The following is a 21,545-nucleotide window of genomic DNA, read 5'->3' on the forward strand; positions in this document are numbered from 1 at the left end:
TGGCAACTGAAAACTGAAAACCGAGAACTGAAAAAATGGGATTAAAGGCAACATTAAGTAAGCCATTTGCGGCATGGGTAGTTAAAGGCATAAATAAGTGGAAGAAAGATGCCGTTAAAGCTCAGGATGCCGTTTTCCATAGCTTGATCCAAAAGGCCTCAGCTACCGTTTTTGGTCAAGACCACGATTTTGCTTCCATTAAAAACTATAACGATTTCAAAGCCAAGGTTCCTATTCGCGATTACGAAGCATTAAGACCTTATGTAGATAGGGTGGTAGCTGGCGAAAAAGATATTCTATGGAAAGGAAAGCCTGCCTATTTCGCCAAGACTTCGGGTACAACCTCAGGGGTAAAGTACATTCCGATTTCTAAAGAATCGATGCCTGAACATATCAAAGCGGCTCGCAATGCTTTATTGACTTATATCCACGAAACAGGCAAAGCCGATTTTGTAAACGGCAAAATGATTTTCCTGCAGGGGAGTCCGGTTTTGACTGAAAAGCATGGTGTTAAGGTAGGACGTTTGTCGGGTATCGTGGCCCATTTGGTGCCAGCTTACCTGCAAAAGAACAGGTTGCCATCTTACGAAACCAATTGCATTGAAGATTGGGAAGAAAAAGTTGATGCAATCGTTAAGGAAACCACCAACGAGGATATGACCCTTATTTCGGGCATTCCGCCATGGGTGCAGATGTATTTTGATCGCTTAAAAGATCAATCAGGCGGAAAGAAAATCAAGGATGTTTTTAAGAATTTTAGCCTTTTTGTTTACGGTGGTGTCAATTATGAACCTTACCGCGCCAAAATAGAGGCCAGTATCGGTAAAAAGATTGATTCTATAGAAACCTATCCGGCTTCTGAAGGTTTTATTGCCTATCAGGATAAACAAGAGGAAAAAGGTCTTTTGCTATTGGCCAATGCGGGTATTTTTTATGAGTTTGTTCCGGTAGACGAATATTACAATGACAATCCAACGCGTTTAAGTTTAGCCGAGGTAGAGCTGGATCAAAATTATGCCCTGATTTTAAATACAAATGCAGGCTTATGGGGCTATAGCATTGGCGATACCGTAAAGTTTGTTTCAAAAAATCCTTATAAGATTTTGGTGACGGGCCGCATTAAGCATTTCATATCTGCCTTTGGTGAGCACGTGATAGGCGAAGAAGTAGAACATGCGCTGCTTTCGGTAGCTAACCAAGAGGGAGTAGAGATCACAGAATTTACAGTGGCGCCACAAGTGACTGCTCCAGAAGGGCAATTGCCTTACCATGAGTGGTTTGTGGAGTTTGGTGCAGCGCCTAAAGACCTGCAGGCCTTTGCCACAAAAGTAGATAAGGCTTTGCAAGAGAAGAATATTTACTATTTTGACCTCATTGAAGGAAAAATCCTGCAGCCTTTGATTATCCGTACCTTGCAGAAAGACGCGTTTGTAAACTACATGCGTGCGGCTGGCAAACTCGGGGGGCAGAACAAGGTGCCACGTTTAAGCAATGACAGGAAGATTGCGGAAGAGCTTTCGCAGTATATTAAGCAGTAATGTCATCCTGACGAAGAAAGGATCTACGATCTTCGCGATGCGCAGAATGACAAATTAAAAAGGAATGAATTGAAGAATATATCGATATTAGGCAGCACTGGTTCTGTGGGTACGCAAGCTTTAGAGGTGGTTCGGGCTAACCCTGAACATTACCGCGTAAATGCCCTTACTGCCCAGAACAATGCCAATTTATTAATTGAGCAGGCATTGGAATTTAAGCCAGAACTGGTAGTGATTACCTGTGAAGATCATTACCAAACCGTTAAAAATGCCTTGCCTCACACCAAAGTTCTTTGTGGCGAAGAAGCCTTGCTGGCTGCGGTTCAACTGCCCCAAACCGAAATGGTATTAACCGCCATTATGGGTTCGGTTGGTCTTAAGCCTACTATTGCCGCTATTCAGGCCAAAAAGGATATTGGTTTGGCCAATAAGGAAACCTTGGTCGTTGCCGGCGAACTTGTCATGCAATTGGCCAAAGAAATTGGCGTAAAAATTATCCCCGTTGATTCGGAACACTCAGCCATTTTTCAATGCTTGGTGGGCGAAGAAAACAATGCCATCGAAAAAATCATGTTGACGGCTTCTGGTGGACCTTTCAGAGGGAAAGACTCTTCTTTTTTAGCGCATGTAACCAAAAAACAGGCCTTAAAGCATCCTAATTGGGTGATGGGGGCCAAAATCACCATCGATTCGGCTTCGTTAATGAACAAAGGCCTAGAAGCTATTGAAGCCAAATGGCTGTTTGGTTTAACAGGTGAGCAAATCGAAGTAGTGGTGCACCCACAATCTATTATCCATTCGTTGGTGCAATTTACCGATGGTTCTATCAAGGCTCAAATGGGCGTTCCAGATATGAAACTGCCTATTCATTACGCATTGGCCTATCCAAATCGCATGGCCAGTAATTTTGAGCGCTTCAGCTTTTTGAACTATCCAGAGCTGAGCTTTGCCCAGGCTGATACCCAAACTTTCAGAAACCTCGCCCTGGCTTATCAGGCAATGGAAAAAGGCGGCAATATGCCTTGCATCATCAATGCGGCCAATGAGGTAGTGGTAGATGCATTTTTGAAAGACAATATCGGTTTTTTGGAAATGAGCGATGTAATTGAAGCCTGTATGCAAGGCATCTATTTTATCGAGCACCCAACGCTCAATAATTATTTAGAAACCGACAAGCAGACACGTATATTTGCCGGCGAACTCGTAACAAAACAAAATTTAACCAATCTAAAAACAAAAACATACTAAATACGATATGAATGGACTGATTATGGCGGGCCAGCTTTTGCTGGGTTTATCAATACTAGTAATCTTACACGAGTTAGGACATTTTTTGGCGGCGCGTGCCTTTGGAATAAAAGTAGAGAAATTTTACCTTTTCTTCGATGCTTGGGGAGTGAAGCTGGTAAGCTTCAAAGTAGGCGAAACAGAATATGGAATTGGATGGTTGCCGTTGGGCGGCTATGTAAAGATTGCAGGTATGATAGACGAGTCTATGGATACCGAACAATTGGCTTTGCCTCCCCAGCCTTGGGAATTCCGTTCAAAACCGGCCTGGCAGCGTTTAATCGTGATGCTGGGTGGTATTATCGTTAACATCATTGTAGGTATCTTCATTTTCTGGATGATGACCTTTAAATACGGCGAAAGCTATACCCCTAACGATCAGTTGACAAATGGCATATCGCCAGGAGTTATCGGCAAAAGTTTAGGACTACAAAATGGCGACAAGATTTTGGCGATCAATGGACAAAAAGTAATCCGTTTCGAAGAATTGATGAGCTCGAAGGTACTTTTGGGTAGCCCTAAGCTTACCATCGCCAGAAACGGCAAAGCCATGGACTATAAAGTGCCAGAAACCGTATTGGATAGCATCAGCGAGTATGGAATAAAAGAATTTGTAGCACCGAGGTTTACGGTAAAAAACATCAATCTTGTATTTAAACCATCTGATAATAAGGTGGATCCAAAAGGTCTTATCGATAAAATCAAAAATCTTTTTGGCAAATATAAACAAGTACAATATTCTACTGCTGCATACGATGCCGGAATTAGAACTGGCGATAGCATTATAACGGTCAACGGCAAGACGCTTCCACTCAGAGATCAGGTGATCACAGAAGTCAAGGCATCGGTTGGCAAAACAATTGCAGTTAAAGTATCAAGAAAAGGAAAAATCATAGATTTTAATCCTAAAGTTGCCAAAGACGGCACTATCGGAATTGGATTTGCAGTTTTCGACTTGCCTGAAAAGCATGTAGATTATAGCTTTTTAGAGTCGTTTTCAGTTGGTACCAATAAAGCATGGTCTACTTTCTCTGATAATGCAAAAGGCATTTGGAAAATGATCACAGGCAAAGTGAGTGCCCGTAACATCAGCAGCCCGATTGGTATTGCACAGGTTTACGGCTCTGAGTTCGACTGGGAGAAATTCTGGGGCTTAACAGGCTTGATTTCTATTGCATTGGCTTTTATGAACTTATTGCCAATTCCAGCCTTAGACGGTGGTCACGTGGTATTCTTGATTATTGAAATGATTAAAGGCAAGCCGCTAAGCGATAAATTTATGGAACGTGCCCAAATCGTAGGTTTTGTAATCTTGCTAAGTTTGATGGTTTTTGCCTTCGGTAATGACATCCTCAAACTATTTGGTAAATAAATAAGTCTTTGAGCTAAAGGTTTGAGGAGATTACTTTAAACCTTTGGCCTTTAACCTTCCGTCTTCAACCTCTAACGATGAACTACTTCGAGTTTTATGAGTTGCCAGTGAGCTTTAATCCAAACCTGCAATTGGTGAGGCAGAAATTCTATGAACTCAGCAAAAAATACCATCCTGATTTTTATATCAACGAAGACGAGGCAAAGCAAGAAGAGGTTTTAGAACTTTCTACGCTGAACAACAAGGCTTTTCAGGTATTAAAAGATCCGCAGAAAAGGCTACATTATGTGTTGAGCCTAAAAGGCCTATTGCAAGAAGGAGAGAATTATGTGCTTCCGCAAAGCTTCCTAATGGAAATGATGGAGGTGAACGAAGCACTCATGGAGCTGGAATTTGAACCTGATCCTCAAAAATTGGAAGAGGTTAAAAGCGAAATTGCAAAAATAGCGGAGGAGCTTAATCAAGAACTGGAGACTCTAACATTAGCTTTTGATCAGCAGCAGGGCGAAGAAGAGGTGACGCTCAAGGCTATCAAAGATCTTTACTATCGAAACAAATACCTGCAACGTTTAGCAGAGAGCCTAGCCAAGTTTAGCTAGTAAAATTTTACCTGGCATTTGTTCGGCTTTATGATTTAATCGATAATTTTGAACAGATGCTGTCTTTTAATCACCAGGTTTTTATTGAAGTGGCCAAGCACTTGAGCTTTACGAAGGCTAGTGAAGTGCTTTTTATCAGCCAGCCAGCCATCAGTAAGCATATCCATAACCTGGAGGAACATTATAAAACCCCTTTGTTCGAACGCAAGAAAGGTGCAGTTACGCTTACCTTAGCCGGCAAAATACTGCAGCAACATTTGCAAACAGCCGTTTCTTTGGCGCAGCAGATCGAATTTGAGATCGGCAGCGCCTACAATCAACAACTACTAAAAGGCGAATTAAAACTGGGTGCCAGTACTACTATCGCTTTATATCTGATTCCGGCAGTGCTTTCGGCTTTTAGAAAGCAAAATGAAGGGGTTAAGATCAGTTTGCTGAACCGAAATTCTGAAAATGTAATGACAGCCTTGCTCAATCATGAAATTGATTTGGCCATTGTAGAGGGCAAGGATAAGATGGCCAATGTAAATAGCCAATATTTCTTGGCAGAAAAGGTAATTGCCGTTTGCGCTAGCAAAAGCTACCTGGCCAAGCAACAACATTACAGCCTGAGCGAACTTCAAAATATCCCGCTTTCTTTGCGCGAACGTGGTTCGGGCACTTTGGTAGCTATTGGTCAGGCATTGGCCGAACATGGGCTAAAAACGAGCGATCTAAACGTATGCATGCGCCTGGGCGGAACCGAAGCCTTAAAGAATTTTATCTTGGCAGATGATAGTTTAGGTTTCCTTCCCTTAAAAGCGGTAGCTAAGGAATTAGAAAGGGGGGAACTGCTGCAATTGCACATTGATGGCCTCAGCATCGAAAGGCATTTTTATTTTATCCAGCGTTTAGGCGATGAGAATAATGGCATGAACAAGGCCTTCATCAAATTTGCTAAAACACACTATAACTTTTAGTTATACATCATCCAAAAACGGTATTGGCTATCGATTTTCTTTGACGCTATTTTAGCGCTATGAAAACGAATACTTTCTTGGCAGGACCAATTACCGCAACTTATTCCTATCAGTTGAAATGCAGTTCTTGCCACGCCGTTTATGATAAAAAGCAGCTACAGACCTTTTGCGCCCTTTGTGGCCAATCGCCGATAACAGTCGATTTTGAATTAGGTACAAGTTTGCCCCAACACCTGATCGATTTTGAAGAACGATCGATGTGGCGCTACGCCAGCGTATTGCCATTGCGTTCGAAGCAAAATAGGGTGAGCTTAGGCGAGGGCTTTACACCTATTTTACAGCTCTCTAACTTGAGCAATAGCTTAGGGATGGATAGTTTGTTGCTTAAAGACGAATCGCTTAACCCTACAGGTTCATTTAAAGCCCGTGGTTTAAGTATGGCGGTGTCAAAGGCTAAAGAGCTGGGCGTGGAGGCTTGCATCGTTCCTACAGCCGGAAATGCTGGCGGAGCGCTCAGCGCCTATTGTGCAAAGGCTGGAATTAAAGCAACGGTAGTGATGCCTAGGCATACGCCAGAAGCTTTCAAAAAAGAATGCCTGGCCTTTGGAGCAGAACTGATTTTGGTAGATGGCCTGATTAATGATTGTGCACAAAAAGTAGCCTCCCTTAAAAAAGAGCATGCTTATTTTGATATTTCTACCATGAAAGAGCCTTACCGATTGGAAGGCAAGAAAACCTTGGGCTATGAACTGGCTGAGCAACTCGACTGGACTTTGCCCGATGTGATTTTATATCCGGCAGGTGGAGGAACTGGATTGATTGGTATATGGAAGGCATTTCAGGAAATGTTAAGCATGGGTTGGATCAAAGCTATTCCAACACGGATGATTGCCGTACAGGCAACCAATTGTCAGCCTTTGGTGGCAACGTTTACAGGTTTGCAGGGAAGTTCGGCAAATTACCAGGGCCGGGCTACCGTAGCTAATGGCCTGGCCGTGCCACGTCCATTTGCAGAGCGCATGATGCTCGATGTTTTGGCCCAATCTAAAGGTACCGCTTTGGCTGTTAGTGAAGATGAAATTACAGCCAGTGTAAAGGAAATGGCACGTGCAGAAGGATTATTGGTGGCGCCAGAAGGAGCGGCTTTATTGGCCGCCTTAAAGCGACTGTTGAAAACGGGGCAGGTTAGTCCACAGGAAAATGTACTGTTGCTCAATACCGGCTCTGGCTATAAATACTTGGATAATTTTGATTTTTAACGGTTAAAGGATTGTCAAAAAGGAAAATCAAACCGTTTGGTGTAGCTTGAATGGTTACTTTTGGAACAAACACCTCAGATATGACCTCTTTACATATTTTTAGAAAAGTAGCCGTTGCCGAAGGAATTTCCTATCTCTTGCTCTTATTCATTGCCATGCCTCTGAAATATTTTGCAGACCTGCCTTTGGCGGTTAAATATACAGGCTGGGCCCATGGGCTTTTGTTTGTGGCTTATGTAGCCTGTTTGGTAATGGCTTGGCAGGAAACCAAGTGGAAGTTTGGCAAAGCCGTATTGATTTTTTTAGCTTCTTTGTTGCCGTTTGCTCCATTCTTTGTAGATAAAAACCTAAAAAACGAAGAACCACAAGCGCAATAATGGCACCAAATATCGAATTTGTAAAGATTGATGTTGCCGCAGTTGATGAATTGTTGGCCATCAGTACTCAAACCTTTGTAGAAACTTTTGCGCCAACCAATTCGGCCGAAAGCATGGCCCAATATGTAGCCAATAACCTCACTGTGGCCAAGCTTCAAAAAGAGCTCGAATGTTTGGATTCCGCATTCTATTTGCTAAAGATCGACTCGGAAACTGCAGGCTATCTTAAGCTGAATTTTAACGATGCCCAAAGCGATGTGAAAGATGCAGATGCGATGGAAGTGGAACGCATTTATGTCAAACAATCTTTTCAGGGACAGAAGTTAGGTCTTTTTCTCATCAATAAAGCCATTGAAATTGCCAAGCTTGAAGGCAAGGCTTATGTATGGCTGGGTGTTTGGGAACATAATGGAAAAGCCATTCAATTTTATCAGAAAATAGGTTTTGTTCAATTTGATACCCACGAATTTAAGCTCGGCGATGAGATACAGCTGGATTTGATGATGAAACTCTCGGTTTAATTACAAGGCCGAAGATAAGAGGTGGAAGGTAAAAGGTAAAATGGAATAGGGAAGATGTTTCCTAACCACAAAGAAAAGAAGCTTGGCATACTTCTCCCTTTCTTTGCGGTTAAAGCCTTGCGCCTTACGCTAAACTCACTACACCCTCCAATTTTTTAAACATTTTAATCCAGCTTTGGTAAGCCCCGGTTTCTTTTGCCTGTGCTTCTGCAACTGCCTGATGCAAGGTTAGTTTGGTCTGGTTGCCAATCGCTTCGAAAGTAACCGTAGTTAATATTTCTTTGGGCCAATCTTCTGGCTTGCCTGCACTAAGCGCTTCAACCGAGCTGCCCTTTTCGTCTGTAAGCACCATAGAAAAAACCAGTTTTTCTGGATGATTCACTTCATTGTAATTTCCCTTAATCCAGCAATCTCCATGTACGGGATCGTGCACGCAGGAATGAAAATCGCCACCTTGTACGGCATTGATCGCCTTAAATTCGATGGTACAACCATCAGGCGCATACCAATTGACCAATAGTTTGGGGTCTGTCCAGGCTTTAAATACCAGCTCACGCGGCGCATCAAAGAGGTGTGTAATTAACAGCTCTTTTTCTTTTGTGTTATTTTGTTCCATTTTCTTGTTGGTTTTCTTTTAATTCGATCAAATAATTATCCAAAGCCTCAAAACGGCCAACCCAATGTTTCTTATACTGTTCTACCCAGCTGGCCACTTCGTTTAATTTGCCCAGTTGGGCTTCGCAAAAACGTTCTCGACCTTGTTGCCGCATGGTAACCAATCCACACTCAGTTAAGATCTGGATATGCTTGGAAACCGCCTGCCGACTGATGTCGAAAGTTTCAGCTACCTCGTTGAGCGAGAGGGGAGCCTGTGCTATTCTGTGGATAATCTCCCTGCGGGTAGGATCGGCAATGGCCTGAAAAACGTCTCTTCTTGTAATCATGTTGTGCAACTATATGGTTGCAAATATATATGCAATCATTTGATTGCGCAAATTTATTTTAAAAAAAATGCCTAGTAAAGAAAAACCCCTGATCAATGGCAATGACCAGGGGCTTAAAAACAAGACAGTAACTCCTTAGGCAACTAAATCGATGGCTGCGCCAAAAGCATGGTCGATAACAATTTTCCAGGTTCCATCAGCCTGCTGTTGCATTACTTCGATACCTTTTGCACTGATTTTTACCTCATCGCCATCGGTAATGCTCCATTCTGATCTTCCTACGGCAATGTTGCCAGTTTGGATGCAGTAAACAGTTTTGATTTCCATGGTTCCCTTGATGGCCAAGATAGACTTAATGGCTTCTTCGAATTTTTCTCTGCCAGATACTATACTTCCAGGTTCGGGAACAATAATGCCATTTACATCGTACATGTTCATTACGGTGGCTACATCGCCAGTGTTAAAAGCTGCTGCTAAGGTTGCGTGTGCTTCGGTTGCACATTTTGGTAGGTTCATTTTTTTAAGTTTTAAGGATAAATAATTGAATAAATTGATTTTAGAAAAGAGAATTGAAATTTTGATCGGTATTAATGGTTTTTGCCAAATCGCCAGCATGGGCATAAGCTTTATTGAAAAGAAAAGGACCCATGCTAATTCTCTTTACGCCCAATGCCTGGAGCTCCGCAAAATTGGGTAGCGTTGGCATGCACATTACGTTAATGGGCAGTTTTGTAGCGGCAGTAACCGTTTTAATGTCATCGCTTTGGGTAATGCAAGGCACAAAAATACCATCTGCTCCTGTGCTTTCGTACCCTTTAATCCGATTGATTGTTTCGGCCAGCGCATCAGCCTTGCCCAAAAGAAAAGCATCGGTCCTGATATTCAGGAACATTTTCAGGTTGTTTTGGCTGAGGTATGTGGCAATCTGGGCAATGACTTTTTGAAAGTTGGTAACCGATTGAAACTGGCGTGAGGCGCCCATTACAGTGTCTTCGAGGTTAATACCAACCACCCCGGCGTCATGCAGTTGCGAAATGTGCTCGATGATGCCATCAATCGTACGGCTGTAGCCTCCTTCCAAATCAACAGAAAAAGGAATTTTAGTGTTGGCCGTTACGCGCTTAGCCAATTGGAGCAGGAGCTTGAAAGGAAGGTTTTCTCCATCTTCGTAGCCAAAGGCATTGGATACCGCCTGACTAGATACACCTATCGCCTGATAGCCATTGGCTTCGAATACTTTAGCGCTTTGTACATCCCAGATATTTCCTAATAAAAATGGAGCTTCGTTTTGGTGCAAACGCACAAATGTTTCGTAAGAATTCATAACTATAATCTTTTTGTGTTTAACAATTAATTTTAAACAAAGCTATAGCAGCGGGAATTCTGAAAATTGTATAAAACGGAAGTGCGCTTTAAAGTTGCAATAATTGATTTACGGGCGTGATATTGGCCAGGTAGGCCGAAGGGGTGAAGCCGGTAAAAGATTTAAAATCCCTGATGAAGTGCGATTGGTCAAAATAGCCACATTCATAGGCGATTGATGTAAGTGGCTGTTCATTTTTGGAGATGAACTTAAGGCTTCGCTGAAAGCGATTGATCTTATCAAATGATTTTGGCGACAAACCCGTATGCTGATAAATGAGCTGATGCAGGTAACGTGACGTAATGCCATGTTTGGAGGCAATTTCGTTGATGTTGCTAATGCTGATATTGGTCTTGATGCTCGAAAGAATGTGGGCAACCTTATTGATTCCAAATGATTTTCGCTCGTTTGCAATCAGTTTGCTGAGCAAAAAGTTTTCAAGTAGGGTAATTTGATCTGGTAAGTTGACGGTTTCCTGCAGTCGTGCATGCAGGTTTTTAACACTCGTTCCGATGATATCTCCAAAATTAGAAACCTGGTTGTTAAACAGTCCAATCTCCTCATTAAAAAAATAGGCCAGCGAATGGGTAAAGAACTTGATGCCCAGCATGTGGTGCCTGCCTTTTGATTTGATGGCTAGGGGCTTGGTAATTTGCCCCCAAAGCTCAATTTCTGGATTTTTTACGAAACGATCCGCTACGTTCGCTTCCCAAATGCCATTGCCCAGGTTGAAAATCACTTCCATATCTCCGCTTGGAAATACGGTATCTTCAAATTCGATATCCAAATCAGATTTGAAGCTGTAATAATGCTTAATGAAAGGCTTTAAGCGATCGGAAGGGGCGAAGTACTTAAATTCCATAGCTTAAATTTAAGGTTATTTGGTAAAACTAAGGCAAAGCCTCCTTTTTTAATTGTACAAATCGGAACTAAAGATTAAAGCTGCAAACCATCGCTGTCTGTGGTTAATACATCGCTCATATAATCGAAAAATGGGCGCATATTTCTAAAAGTAAGGGCGGCTTGTTGCAGAAAATCATCACTTAAAACCTCTTTGTCGGTGAATTTTCTGCCTAAAAGGAATTGCTTATGGCGCAATAAATCAATAGCTGGATGATCTGAATCGTAACCTTTAGGTGCGGTTTTTAATTGTTCGCCACGTAATTCTCCAAAAGTATTCACAAATGTTGGATCGCTCAGGATCTTCCTCAATGGAGCATCGTCAAAATCGATATCCGCTCTAACCCGTTTCAGGTCGTCGGGAACCGGACCCCAAAAACCGCCGGCAATGCGGCTGTTGCCTGGTTCTATATGAAAATAGTAGCCCCCACGGCGATATTTAGTAGCGCGTTTAAAACTGCCGCTCCAATGTGTTTTGTATGGTGTTTTGTCGGTCGAGAAGCGGGTATCACGATAAATCCGATACAAGCTCTTTTTGCCTGAAGGCGTTTCGATCACATCGTTCAAATTCAATTCGGCAAGTAATGCATCGGCAAAGTTTTCGATCAAGGCCAGCTCTTTCAAGTAGGTTTCCTTGTTGGCTTGGAACCAATCTCTGTCGTTGTTCTTCTTGAGCTCGTTTAAGAAAGCAAAGCTGGAGGGATGTATGGTTGGTTTTGACATTTTTTATTGATGAGGTAAACAAATATACCGCTCATGCTGGCCAAAACTCAATTGCTATTCTAATTTTTGTGTCTTTTTTAATGTGCCTAGCTGTCTTTATTTTTTAGGCTTTGGCAATTTGGCACCTTTAAAGCAAATCCCAAGTTTGCAAAATAAGCGATAAAGCCACAGGTTGCGGTGCAGAGTACAGCGTATTGGGTACAGCGCCTTGTGATCCGTACAGCGCGAAACAGCCGCAACCTGTGGCTAAACTATTTATTAGTTACTGATTTTATTCACTACTAAATCATCAAAATAGATGTAACTGGTTTGGCTCGAACCCCAAACAGCTACGTCTTTTCCGCCCCTAAAGTTGTGGAACGACAGTCTTTTGATCAGTCTTTGCGTATCATTAGTTGTCCAACGGATAGATTGGTCTAGCACGGTATTGCCATCGATTTTAACCTGTACCCAACCGTTTTTGGTAGAACCTGTATTGCTTTTTACGTACATATGCACGGTATAAGTTTGGCCTTTTACCAAGCTGCCGCTGGTAGGATAGGTTTTGCCAAAAGTGTCGCCACAAGGCCCAGCCATATCTCTGTGGTAAACATAAGGCTGAAAATAAACCCTGCTTCCACTATTGTACCACATGAGGCGCAAGCTGCCGCCATTGCCATCGGTTGCGATATCACAGCCTGTATTGCCTTCGCCTATCAAAAAACCGAAACCTACTTTTCCGCCTCGGCTCCAGTCAAAAGTACTATGGAAACGTACTTTCCAAGTGGCTTCATAAGCAGAGCCATCAGAAAGGTCTGCACCTGCAATTAAACCATTTGATACAGAATTGGGTGCCAAGGTGGCACGGGCCCAGTTTCCAGAAATCCATGCACGGCTTTCGTTCCAGCCGGTGAGGTTGGCCGAGCCCATATCTGCACTCGCCTCGGCATAAGTGTAGGTGCCATCGGCATGGGTAAATCCGGTATTGATATTGCTGGGATAGGCTGCCGCAACAATTGCCGATTTTGCGGCTTCTACTTCTAGGTTCGGTACTTCAGCTTCTTCCTTATTGCCCTCATTGTCTTTTTGGCATGCGCCAAAGCTTATCGACAGTAAAAGCACAGCTAGTCCCGTCAGTTTTAACAGATTTAAATTTTTGTTCATCGTAGTTTTAGTTTTTGGTTACAATTTGGTTAGTTTTTTAGGTGCAAGTTCCTGTCCTAGACAAGCCTTTGCTGCTGAGTTTGCTTATCTGTTTCGTGAAAATAAATAGGAATTGAGATGTATATACGGTTGGTTAATTGCCGTAAACGGGAGCAGGGGCAAAGGGATGGTCCCAATGATTGCGGAAATGGAAATCTGAGAAAAAAATCTATAGATTTTCCCTAACATGCTAACGCGTAGACTGTTGCTCATACTTTTGAATATATCTGGTTACCTTATCCTAAAGATAACAGCGCAATGCGGATAAATCCAAATAAAATTTGATATAACTTATTGATAATTAATAAGTTATGATTATTTTGATACGTTTGTGCCGCAAATAGAAAACTTCTTAATCTATTGATTTACTGGGTTATAGGTTTTGGGTTCGGGCAAATGTTGATACGCTTAAAACACATCGCTTTTTTTCTAAGGAGAAGCTAGCCAATCCATAAAAAAAGCCTCCGATTATTCGAAGGCTTTTGGCACAGTTGTTTGAATTTTTTAATTGCTTGGCGTTAAAATAGCAGTGAAACCGCCTCCTTTTGCCATTTTAATCGGAAGAATAGTGGCTGCATCGGCTTGTTTATTGCTGATTTTGTAATCTTCGGCCATTTTAGCTGCATTGATGCCGTCTTCGAGCAACTCCACGTTGAACTTTCCAGTACCCAGAAAATCAAGTTTAATGTCTTTGCTAAAGGCATCCCAATTGGTAATACCACCTACATACCATTTGTTGCCTAGCTTGCGGGCCATAATCACCGCTTTTCCTGCATCGGCATAAAGTACTTTGGTGTCGTCCCAAATTGATGGAAATTGTGCCAGGTAACGCGTATACTTTTCATCTTGCTGGTAATTGGAAGGATTGTCGGCCAACATTTGTAGCGGACTTTCGAATAACACATACAAAGCAGTTTGATGCGCCCTGGTGCCCATGCTCATGGGCTGACTATACACGGCATTGAAGTTTGCTTTTATGGCATTGCGCATGGCTCCTGGGGTATAATCCATCGGACCGGCCATCATTCGTGTAAACGGCAGCAAGGCATCATGCTCTGGTGTAATCGTGGCTTCCCATTTATTGTTTTCTAAGCCATGCACGCCTTCGTAGGAGATGACGTTAGGATAGGTGCGGTGCAGGCCCGTTGGTTTGTAGGCACCATGAAAATCGACCATTAAGTTTCTTTTGGCACAGGCCTCGGCGGTACGCGTGTAAAAATTGACCGTGTATTGTTCGGCCCTGGCCATAAAATCGACCTTAATGCCTTTTACACCCCAGCTTTTATACAAGTCGAGTGCCTCGTTCATTTTTTCGTCCAAGGGGTTCCAGAGTACCCAGAGCAGTACGTCTACATTTTTCTTTTTGCCATAAGCAACCAATTCGGGAATGTCGATGTTTGGGTTGGCGTGCAGGATATCTTGAGTGGTTTTGGTCCATCCTTCATCTAGCATGATATATTCAAGGCCGTATTTAGAGGCAAAATCGATGTAGTATTTGTAAGTTTCGTTGTTAATGCCCGATTTGAAATCGACGCCGTAAATATTATTGTCGTTCCACCAGTCCCAAGCAACCTTGCCCGGTTTGATCCAGCTGGCATCCTTAATTTTTGAAGGAGTGGCCAATTGATAAACGAGTGTGTTGGTGAGTAAGCCCGCATCGTTATCGTTGATCATCCAAACGCGCCATGGATAATTTCTGTTGCCATTGGTTTCGGCGATATAATCGGCTTCCTTTATGATTTTGATGCCACGGTCGCCAACTTTTTGCTGTTCCAGAATCACATGCGGAAAAACACCCTTGATGTTGTCTTTTTTCTGGATAAAAAGGTTGGGATAATCGAATAAATCGGCCTCAGAAAAAACAACTTTAGCTCCGTTTTTGGCTGTAAAATAAGTTGGCAAACCTACTTTTATGCTGTCGATGGCCGTATATTTTTGGGGCTTGAACAGGTATTCGAAATGTGAAAGAAACAAGTTGGCGTGCTTAGATCCTTCGTAGGGCCAAATGGCATTTTCGGCATCGCTTACCTGAAATGAAATATTTTCGTTATTGACCCATACCTTTTCATTTTTGAGCGTAGTTACAAATCTGTAGGCAACCCCATTGTTGTAAGCCCTAAATATGATGCTGTAATTTCCTTTACATATCAATTCAAGCTGGTTGTACTCGTCGGTAATGGTTTTGAACTTCACAGGAACATCTACGTTGATAAGGCTGTTGGCCTTGGTTCTTACTTCTTTGGTTACTTTGGGGTTGAGACCAAGCAAGCCTAAATCCTTAATATCGAGCACCAGCTGGGTTGCCGATATAATCTGGCTCCCTTTGTTCAGTACCATAAAGGAAATTTGCTTATCGCAAGTGATGGTGATTTTGTTGTTGCCCGACGGCGAGCTCAGCTCATAATCTTTGGCAAATAAGGGCTTGACGAATAAAATCATCAAGGCAATGAGGATAGAATTTTTCATTTTTGGGTGAGATGTAACGCTGGTTATGCAGCTATTGATCTAATTTATAACAAAAAATTAAAAGCCGAGAAGATGCGCTAATTTTCGTCTAAAATTGGCTAAAATAAGTTTGAATGCTGTTTACACGAGACCATAAGCCCTGCAAAGCAAACCCGATTGCAGCCTAGAACCTTGGATAACAATTAAAGTAAGCCAAAAATTACAGACTTAAACTGCTAACGTTTCTTTGTCGAGCGGACAGTTGATGGTTATTTTAAAGCCTTTACCCGGGCTGGTCTCCATCTGGTAAGTGGCATCTACCATTTGGAGCCTACTTACGATGTTTTGCATACCAATGCCTTTTCTTTCTTTCAGAATGGCTACATCAAAGCCTTTGCCATTATCGGTGTATCCAATTTCTATGGCCGTAGCGCTAGGTTTAAAAGAGAGGATGATTTGGTTGGCTTCGGCGTGTTTAAGCGAATTGGCTATCAGTTGCGTAATTACCCTAAACAAGGCTAATTCTGTTCTTTCGGCAAGCAGTCGTTCTTCAATATAAGGATCATGTTCGATCTCGATTTCTATTTTGCCGGTATTGTTAATGAGCGAAACAAAGGCTTCGATGGTGGTGTATAAACCAAACATCGCCAATCCGGGAGGGGATAAGTCGTGTGAAATGTGGCGAACATCCTTGATCATTTTATCGATCAGTTCCTTAATGGGCAGGATATTGTCTTCGCTCACCAAACCTTGTTGCTTTAAGGCGCCCAACATGAGCTTCATGGCCGACAAGGTGCCGCCAATTTCATCGTGCAGGTCTTGTCCGATGCGCTTGCGTTCGGATTCCTGCGATTCGATTACTGCATTGAGCAATTGCTTTTGCTGCTGTATTTCGGTTTCCTGAAACTGCTTGCGCTGTTGCCACACTACATTTTGATTGCGTATGTACAGCACCAAAAAAAAAGCAATCATCACCAAAACGGCTATAACGCTATAAAAAATGAGGATGTAAAGGTTATCGCCCATGGCCAGCCAACCTAAAGCCTCTTGCCCAAACTATATACATGAGCAGTACCAAGGCCGCATGAACGTTCCAAACAATGTTGTTCATGGCTGTGTTTTTACTGGCCATCATGTAATTGGAAAGCATAAAAATGATAAAAGCAGCGGGGAAATATATTAAAATCCCCGCGTTAAACCAGCTCGTAGGCTGTTTTATCCAATTATCGGCAAATCCGCTTTGATACAAATACAGCATACAGAAAAAGGTAATCAATATTGCTTCTAATGGCCTGGTATAAGTGTTAAAAGTGAAAATGCTTTGCAAAAAACTAAAATTGAGTATACAGAGGATCGGAAAAAGGATCATGATCAAGCCAATGGCTTTTTTGATCAAAGATTCTTTAAAGATCAATCTAAAATAACCCAATAAAAACACGGCTTCCATGATGGTGTACAAATGCAGCAAGGGCAAGTTGTTTTTGCCATACATGCTTAAAATGATACCCGCCAAATTGATTAGACCCGCTGTTATCAGGTAAAAAAAGAGTACTCGTTCTTCGGTTTTTGCAATTTTATACCGTGGCACAAATACCAACAAGGGTATGAGGATGCTTCCGGGAACTATAATGGTATAAAACAGGTACTTGAATGAGATCATGGAAGGTCGTACAATGGGCTGTTAATGTCGCACTCTGTAGGACAAGGTTTGGTAAAATCATAGATCTCTGTGTCGTCTGTGCCACCTAATCTTTCAGGATTCAACACAATGTCGTTTCCTTTCAGGTCAACTGGTACAATAAGGGCAGTAATGTCGTCTGGCAAAGCCTGGTCGGAGGCTTTTACGGCAAAATACGCACGAACACCCCTTAATGTATTGGTAATATTTCCTAGGTCGTCAACAGTTTCATACTGTTTGATAATTGCTAAAAGATCGTCAATAGGGATGAGGATTGCTCTTGGCATGTTTTCTTCAGGAACATAGGCAGACATCTGTGCTCTGTAGCGTTCAATTCTCGCTTGAGCATCGCGCAGGGGAATGGTTGGGGTGTTAATTTGAGATTTCATAATTTAACTGAGCTTTAAATAATTTAATTTCCCCGAAATTAAAAAAAATAAGGTTTTTGACGGCATTTTTTTCTACTTTCAGGCCTTGAAAATCTCCCGTTATGAATATTAATGTTGCAATAGCTGATGATCAAACACTTTTTAGGAAAGGGATGGCCGCTTTAATAGGTTCTTTTGCTCAAATGACCATGCTTTTTGAAGCAGAAAATGGCAGAGAGCTCTTAGAACTTTGCGAAAAAGCCGAAATTAAACCAGACATTATTGTGCTTGATCTTTCTATGCCCGAACTAAACGGTTTGGAAACATTAAAGATTTTAAAAGAGAAATATTCAGACATCAGGGTGGTGATTTTAACCGTACACGAGGCAGAAAACTTCATTCTAGCTACGATACAAGCCGGTGCCAATGGTTACCTGGCCAAAAATGCAGAGCCTGAAGAAGTAGAATTGGCCATAAGGGAAGTTTATAAGAACGATTTTTATTTTACCATGCCCATGCTCGAAATTATGCGTAAAGGCGTAGTTAGAAAAGCACAGACCGTAAATTTAGATCAGGAAAATAAAATAACCAGTAGGGAAACAGAAGTGCTTCAGCTCATTTGCAAGCAGCTCAGCAGCAGCGAAATTGCAGAAAAACTTTTCTTAAGCAACCGTACGGTAGAAGGACACCGCAATAACTTATTGCTCAAAACAGGCAGCCGCAACACAGCCGGCCTAGTACTCTATGCCCTTAAGCATCGCCTAATCGATTTAGAAGATTTTTCGAGTTAGTTAATTGTTAGACTGTTAATTGTACTATCAACTGAGAACTAACAACTAACAACTAACAACTAGCAACTGAGAACTGACAACTGATCCCCCCTTAGGTAAAAATACCTGTATGTTCAGTAAATCTACCCAATCGATCTTTTAGGCAAAACCACGCTAAAATTCTTATCAAAAAAACGGTCACTTAGCATTGCAATGCTGCTCCAAGCTTTAGCCTCTTAACCAGGTTCAAAAACGAGGTTTGCAAAAAGCAAGCAATTACATATTGTTAAATGATCAACCAAATGAACAATTCAGACAAAATTAAAGCAATACAGCGCAGTGCTGGCCTTAAGGTAGATGGCATTGTTGGCCCAAAAACTTGGATTGGTATTTACGACCTATTGTTTGAAAAACTGCCTATCGATACCGATGAAACATTATTGATAAAGGCCGTACAGCAAAAACTAAAAGTAAGGGCAACTGGAAAGTCAACTGCAAAAACACTGGCCTTGGCTTATCAGGCAATCTTTGGCACAGCGATTCAAAATCGTATAGAAAAGTACGAGGAGGCCAAGCCTGAAACCGAAGATTTTCATAACAAAACCATTTTGGAGCATATGCCGAAGGAAATGGCTCCTTTCGCAAAAGAATTGATCCATATGGCGGCAGATCAGGGTATTTGTTTGCGTTTAATTGAAAAGCCAAGCGAAGCGCCACTGCAACAAAAGATAAAAAAACATCAGCTTGCCCGACATATTTTTATGGATGCGCAAAGCAACTTCTCTAATTGCAATTTCGGCCTCGCCTTTGATATCGGAATTTTCGAAAAAAACACTACCGGTGAATTGATTTTTAAAGATCAGTCTCCTTTATATGCAAAAGTAGCTCAAATAGGCGAGTCTATCGGGCTAACCTGTGCAACTGGCGATAAAAGCAATATGACCCAAGTTCCTCATTTTGAACTGAGGCCAGCTTGGGCGGTAAGAATGCAGGAAAGCGAAATGATCAAAGAATTATACAGAAGAAAAAAAGAGAATATCAATTTGCTTGCCTTTATTTAAAAAGAAAACAGAATCATCCTTAATAGCTCTCCCGGGATTTTAACACACACAACAATAGGTTAAAGTCTTAAAAACAAGGCCCTCGATGGATGTTGGGGGCCTTTGTTATTTTCCCTCCTCTAACAGTTGCTTAAGTACGATGGCTTGGTTATGCTCTTCGTCTTTAGCGCCATAAAGCAAGGTAAGGGTGTCATGTGCTTTGGCAAGCGCCATTAATTGCTGCAAGGCCTCGGCATTTTTAAGCTCCTCCCGATAGCGCTCTACAAATGTTTTCCAATTGCTTTCTTCATGGTGGAACCACTTTCTTAATTGGTCTGAAGGCGCTACCTCTTTAAGCCAAAGTTCAATATGGGCACTTTCTTTCTTGATGCCTCTAGGCCACAGCCTATCCACTAAGACACGAATGCCATCATTTTGACCTGGTGCATCGTATATTCTCTTGGTTTTGATGTTCATAATTCTTCGTGAATGGCACTCAATTCGGTTAAATATTTGTCTATATACTGTTGCTTGCTCGGGTATTTATACTGCATGATAAACCTCGGATGTTCCAAGGCGACCAATTTTTTAAAAAACCGGTGTTTCTGGTTAAGCTTGCTCAGGTAATGTTCGTTTTTTCCTGTTCCCAAGCAAAAACACAAGTCGGTATTGATGCCCAAAGAGATGAGCTGGTGTAAAATTTCAACTGTATAATCACCTACGGCATCGAGCAATTCCTTGCTGTCGTAGTAATTATAATTTTTTTCTTTGCCCTCCTCGCTAACAGATGTAAAGCCCAAGGGGCAGGGAGAATTGATGTAAAAATCCTTATAAAAGGCGGTTGGGCCTCCATAGGCATTGATCATCTCATACATAAATACCGATGAAGGTTCATGGGCAGTTCGGCCGTTATATTCGATGTGAAGTTCGCTTGCCAATCTTTTCGGATCGGTAAAAGGGATGCCCGTTAGTCCTGCACCTAACCTGCTGGGGTTAATGCCCAAAATCAAGTGTCTTTGTTGGGTATCGTTATAATATTTATGGTAAAAAGTTTCCATAATGCCGATGGTTTGTTCAAACTCTTGAAATGGATTCATCATCCTGATGCCCTTAGGCAAGGGCTTACCGGTATAGCTGATGTTTAGGTTAAAATTGATTGCTTTTTCGGCAAAGGTCATGGCAGAAACTTTTTATGTGGTGAACTGTTCTTAAGATTTAAAGATAAACAATCAGACCAAATTAAATGGAACAGTTGCGATACCAATACCGCTTGGTTAAAGAATCGAGGGCCGTGGTGCTCCGGTTTTTAGCAAATGAGCTTGGTGAAGATATATTTAAACCGCTAAGTGTATTTAGTGACAAAACCATTGCCTGGATGATGGTGCATGTGGCCAATACCTACCTTTTTTGGTTGGCTAATTTTTCCTTAAAGTTGAACAGGCCTTTTTATGCCGATAGCGATATTCACTCAGTAAAAGATTTGGAACAGCTATTTGAAGAAATAGACACATTATTGCAGGATTTTCTTCAAGTTTTTGGTGAGCATATCGAACAATCGATCTCTGGTGTAAGTTCAGACAGCGTGCCTGTGGAAGCAAATGCATTGATGGTTTTTACCCATGTGCTTACCCATGAGTTTCATCACAAAGGCCAGGTGATGAGCATGTGCAGGTTACTAGGACATGTGCCACCAGATGCAGATATCATTAGAACCTAACAAAAAAGGCCCTAGCTTTTGCTAGGACCTACCCTGATATAATTGTTTTTTAGAAGAGAATGCTTTTAGTCAAAAATATAAGTGGCTTGCGCATTTATGCTCCCCTTTGAAGTCCCGGTTTTTGTCAATTTATCGTTTACATAAATTTCTACCGTTGCAGTTGCATTTGCGTCTTTTGCATTTCCACTTATCCCAAAGCTGATGTTTTTGGTAGGATTGTCTACGAATGCTCTCAATTCTCTTTCTGTTAAACTCACCTCTTTTGTCCAATTGGTTGTAGATAACGAAGTAGCTGGCGTTGAGGTTGTAGCCCAAGTTATCACGGCAGTTGTAATTGTAGAACCAGCACTTACCGTACCTACAAACTTTACTTTGTAAACCTTGTTAAGGTCAGTTCCGCCATCAGGACTATCGCCTTTTTTCTTACAGCTGCTAAATATTAAAGCGCTAATTGCTATTAAGCATATTACTAAGCTTAGCTTTTTCATGGTATTTTGTTTTAA

General features: G+C 41.8%; 25 protein-coding genes. 11 read left to right on the top strand and 14 right to left on the bottom strand.

From position 1 onward, the window contains the following. The first annotated feature begins 35 nt into the window (after nt 1-35). From AC570H_RS02355 to AC570H_RS02390, 8 genes are all read left to right on the top strand, one after another. Nucleotides 36-1,538, top strand: coding sequence for a GH3 auxin-responsive promoter family protein (locus AC570H_RS02355; RefSeq protein WP_497351320.1), 1,503 nt, complete (start codon nt 36-38; stop codon nt 1,536-1,538). 69 nt (nt 1,539-1,607) lie between these two features. Next, a complete protein-coding gene (locus AC570H_RS02360; protein WP_497351322.1) occupies nt 1,608-2,786 on the top strand; it encodes a 1-deoxy-D-xylulose-5-phosphate reductoisomerase in 1,179 nt (392 codons plus the stop codon). A 7-nt stretch (nt 2,787-2,793) separates the two neighbouring features. Next, nucleotides 2,794-4,197, top strand: coding sequence for an RIP metalloprotease RseP (rseP, locus tag AC570H_RS02365; protein WP_497351324.1), 1,404 nt, complete (start codon nt 2,794-2,796; stop codon nt 4,195-4,197). A 77-nt stretch (nt 4,198-4,274) separates the two neighbouring features. Next, nucleotides 4,275-4,796, top strand: a complete 522-nt coding sequence (gene hscB / locus AC570H_RS02370) for a Fe-S protein assembly co-chaperone HscB (protein ID WP_497351326.1) — start codon at nt 4,275-4,277, stop codon at nt 4,794-4,796. Between the two features lie 56 nt (nt 4,797-4,852). Beyond that, nucleotides 4,853-5,755, top strand: coding sequence for a LysR substrate-binding domain-containing protein (locus AC570H_RS02375; protein WP_497351328.1), 903 nt, complete (start codon nt 4,853-4,855; stop codon nt 5,753-5,755). Between the two features lie 59 nt (nt 5,756-5,814). Beyond that, nucleotides 5,815-7,014, top strand: coding sequence for a threonine synthase (locus AC570H_RS02380; RefSeq protein ID WP_497351330.1), 1,200 nt, complete (start codon nt 5,815-5,817; stop codon nt 7,012-7,014). Nucleotides 7,015-7,094: 80 nt separating this feature from the next. Then, nucleotides 7,095-7,391, top strand: a complete 297-nt coding sequence (locus tag AC570H_RS02385; RefSeq protein WP_497351332.1) for a DUF3817 domain-containing protein — start codon at nt 7,095-7,097, stop codon at nt 7,389-7,391. Continuing rightward, a complete protein-coding gene (locus AC570H_RS02390; protein WP_497351334.1) occupies nt 7,391-7,912 on the top strand; it encodes a GNAT family N-acetyltransferase in 522 nt (173 codons plus the stop codon). Before AC570H_RS02385 ends, AC570H_RS02390 begins: the two co-directional genes overlap by 1 nt. Nucleotides 7,913-8,036: 124 nt before the next feature. Here AC570H_RS02390 and AC570H_RS02395 read toward each other — a convergent pair whose 3' ends face one another. From AC570H_RS02395 to AC570H_RS02445, 11 genes are all read right to left on the bottom strand, one after another. Further along, nucleotides 8,037-8,528, bottom strand: a complete 492-nt coding sequence (locus tag AC570H_RS02395; RefSeq protein WP_497351336.1) for an SRPBCC family protein — start codon at nt 8,526-8,528, stop codon at nt 8,037-8,039. Continuing rightward, nucleotides 8,515-8,856, bottom strand: coding sequence for an ArsR/SmtB family transcription factor (locus AC570H_RS02400; RefSeq protein ID WP_497351338.1), 342 nt, complete (start codon nt 8,854-8,856; stop codon nt 8,515-8,517). The genes AC570H_RS02395 and AC570H_RS02400 overlap by 14 nt, the downstream gene beginning before the upstream one ends. 135 nt (nt 8,857-8,991) lie before the next feature. After that, nucleotides 8,992-9,372: a YybH family protein gene (locus AC570H_RS02405; RefSeq protein ID WP_497351340.1), complete on the bottom strand. Its 381-nt coding sequence runs from the start codon at nt 9,370-9,372 to the stop codon at nt 8,992-8,994. Nucleotides 9,373-9,412: 40 nt separating this feature from the next. Beyond that, nucleotides 9,413-10,180, bottom strand: a complete 768-nt coding sequence (locus tag AC570H_RS02410) for an isocitrate lyase/PEP mutase family protein (RefSeq protein WP_497351342.1) — start codon at nt 10,178-10,180, stop codon at nt 9,413-9,415. An 88-nt stretch (nt 10,181-10,268) separates the two neighbouring features. Continuing rightward, nucleotides 10,269-11,081 (bottom strand): DUF6597 domain-containing transcriptional factor, encoded by an 813-nt coding sequence (locus AC570H_RS02415; protein ID WP_497351344.1) that lies wholly within the window; start codon nt 11,079-11,081, stop codon nt 10,269-10,271. Nucleotides 11,082-11,155: 74 nt separating this feature from the next. After that, a complete protein-coding gene (locus AC570H_RS02420; protein WP_497351346.1) occupies nt 11,156-11,842 on the bottom strand; it encodes a DUF2461 domain-containing protein in 687 nt (228 codons plus the stop codon). A gap of 258 nt (nt 11,843-12,100) precedes the next feature. Next, nucleotides 12,101-12,985 (bottom strand): polysaccharide lyase, encoded by an 885-nt coding sequence (locus tag AC570H_RS02425; RefSeq protein ID WP_497351348.1) that lies wholly within the window; start codon nt 12,983-12,985, stop codon nt 12,101-12,103. A gap of 543 nt (nt 12,986-13,528) precedes the next feature. Further along, entirely contained in the window at nt 13,529-15,490 is a 1,962-nt protein-coding gene (locus tag AC570H_RS02430) for a glycoside hydrolase family 97 protein (RefSeq protein WP_497351350.1), read from the bottom strand. 207 nt (nt 15,491-15,697) lie between these two features. Next, nucleotides 15,698-16,495: a sensor histidine kinase gene (locus AC570H_RS02435; protein ID WP_497351352.1), complete on the bottom strand. Its 798-nt coding sequence runs from the start codon at nt 16,493-16,495 to the stop codon at nt 15,698-15,700. Beyond that, a complete protein-coding gene (locus AC570H_RS02440) occupies nt 16,485-17,129 on the bottom strand; it encodes a hypothetical protein (protein ID WP_497351354.1) in 645 nt (214 codons plus the stop codon). Before AC570H_RS02440 ends, AC570H_RS02435 begins: the two co-directional genes overlap by 11 nt. Continuing rightward, complete coding sequence (locus tag AC570H_RS02445) at nt 17,126-17,536, bottom strand: hypothetical protein (RefSeq protein WP_497351356.1); 411 nt, start codon at nt 17,534-17,536, stop codon at nt 17,126-17,128. The genes AC570H_RS02440 and AC570H_RS02445 overlap by 4 nt, the downstream gene beginning before the upstream one ends. 101 nt (nt 17,537-17,637) lie before the next feature. On the opposite strand from AC570H_RS02445, the gene AC570H_RS02450 reads away from it, so the two are divergent. Then, nucleotides 17,638-18,306: a response regulator gene (locus AC570H_RS02450; RefSeq protein ID WP_497351358.1), complete on the top strand. Its 669-nt coding sequence runs from the start codon at nt 17,638-17,640 to the stop codon at nt 18,304-18,306. A 281-nt stretch (nt 18,307-18,587) separates the two neighbouring features. After that, nucleotides 18,588-19,346 (top strand): peptidoglycan-binding protein, encoded by a 759-nt coding sequence (locus AC570H_RS02455; protein WP_497351360.1) that lies wholly within the window; start codon nt 18,588-18,590, stop codon nt 19,344-19,346. A gap of 105 nt (nt 19,347-19,451) precedes the next feature. Here the strand turns inward: AC570H_RS02455 and AC570H_RS02460 are convergent, their stop codons facing one another. Then, nucleotides 19,452-19,802, bottom strand: coding sequence for a DUF488 domain-containing protein (locus AC570H_RS02460; protein WP_497351362.1), 351 nt, complete (start codon nt 19,800-19,802; stop codon nt 19,452-19,454). Further along, complete coding sequence (locus AC570H_RS02465; RefSeq protein ID WP_497351364.1) at nt 19,799-20,503, bottom strand: SMUG2 DNA glycosylase family protein; 705 nt, start codon at nt 20,501-20,503, stop codon at nt 19,799-19,801. Before AC570H_RS02465 ends, AC570H_RS02460 begins: the two co-directional genes overlap by 4 nt. Nucleotides 20,504-20,568: 65 nt before the next feature. Here AC570H_RS02465 and AC570H_RS02470 point away from each other — a divergent pair, with 65 nt between their 5' ends. Further along, nucleotides 20,569-21,042 carry a DinB family protein gene (locus AC570H_RS02470; protein WP_497351366.1) on the top strand — a complete coding sequence of 158 codons (474 nt, stop codon included), beginning with the start codon at nt 20,569-20,571 and terminating at the stop codon, nt 21,040-21,042. 65 nt (nt 21,043-21,107) lie between these two features. Here AC570H_RS02470 and AC570H_RS02475 read toward each other — a convergent pair whose 3' ends face one another. Then, the gene (locus AC570H_RS02475; RefSeq protein ID WP_497351368.1) at nt 21,108-21,530 is read right to left on the bottom strand and encodes a hypothetical protein; all 423 of its coding nucleotides are present in this window, start codon (nt 21,528-21,530) and stop codon (nt 21,108-21,110) included. Nucleotides 21,531-21,545 lie beyond the last annotated feature (15 nt).

The organism is Pedobacter sp. B4419, from assembly GCF_059693725.1.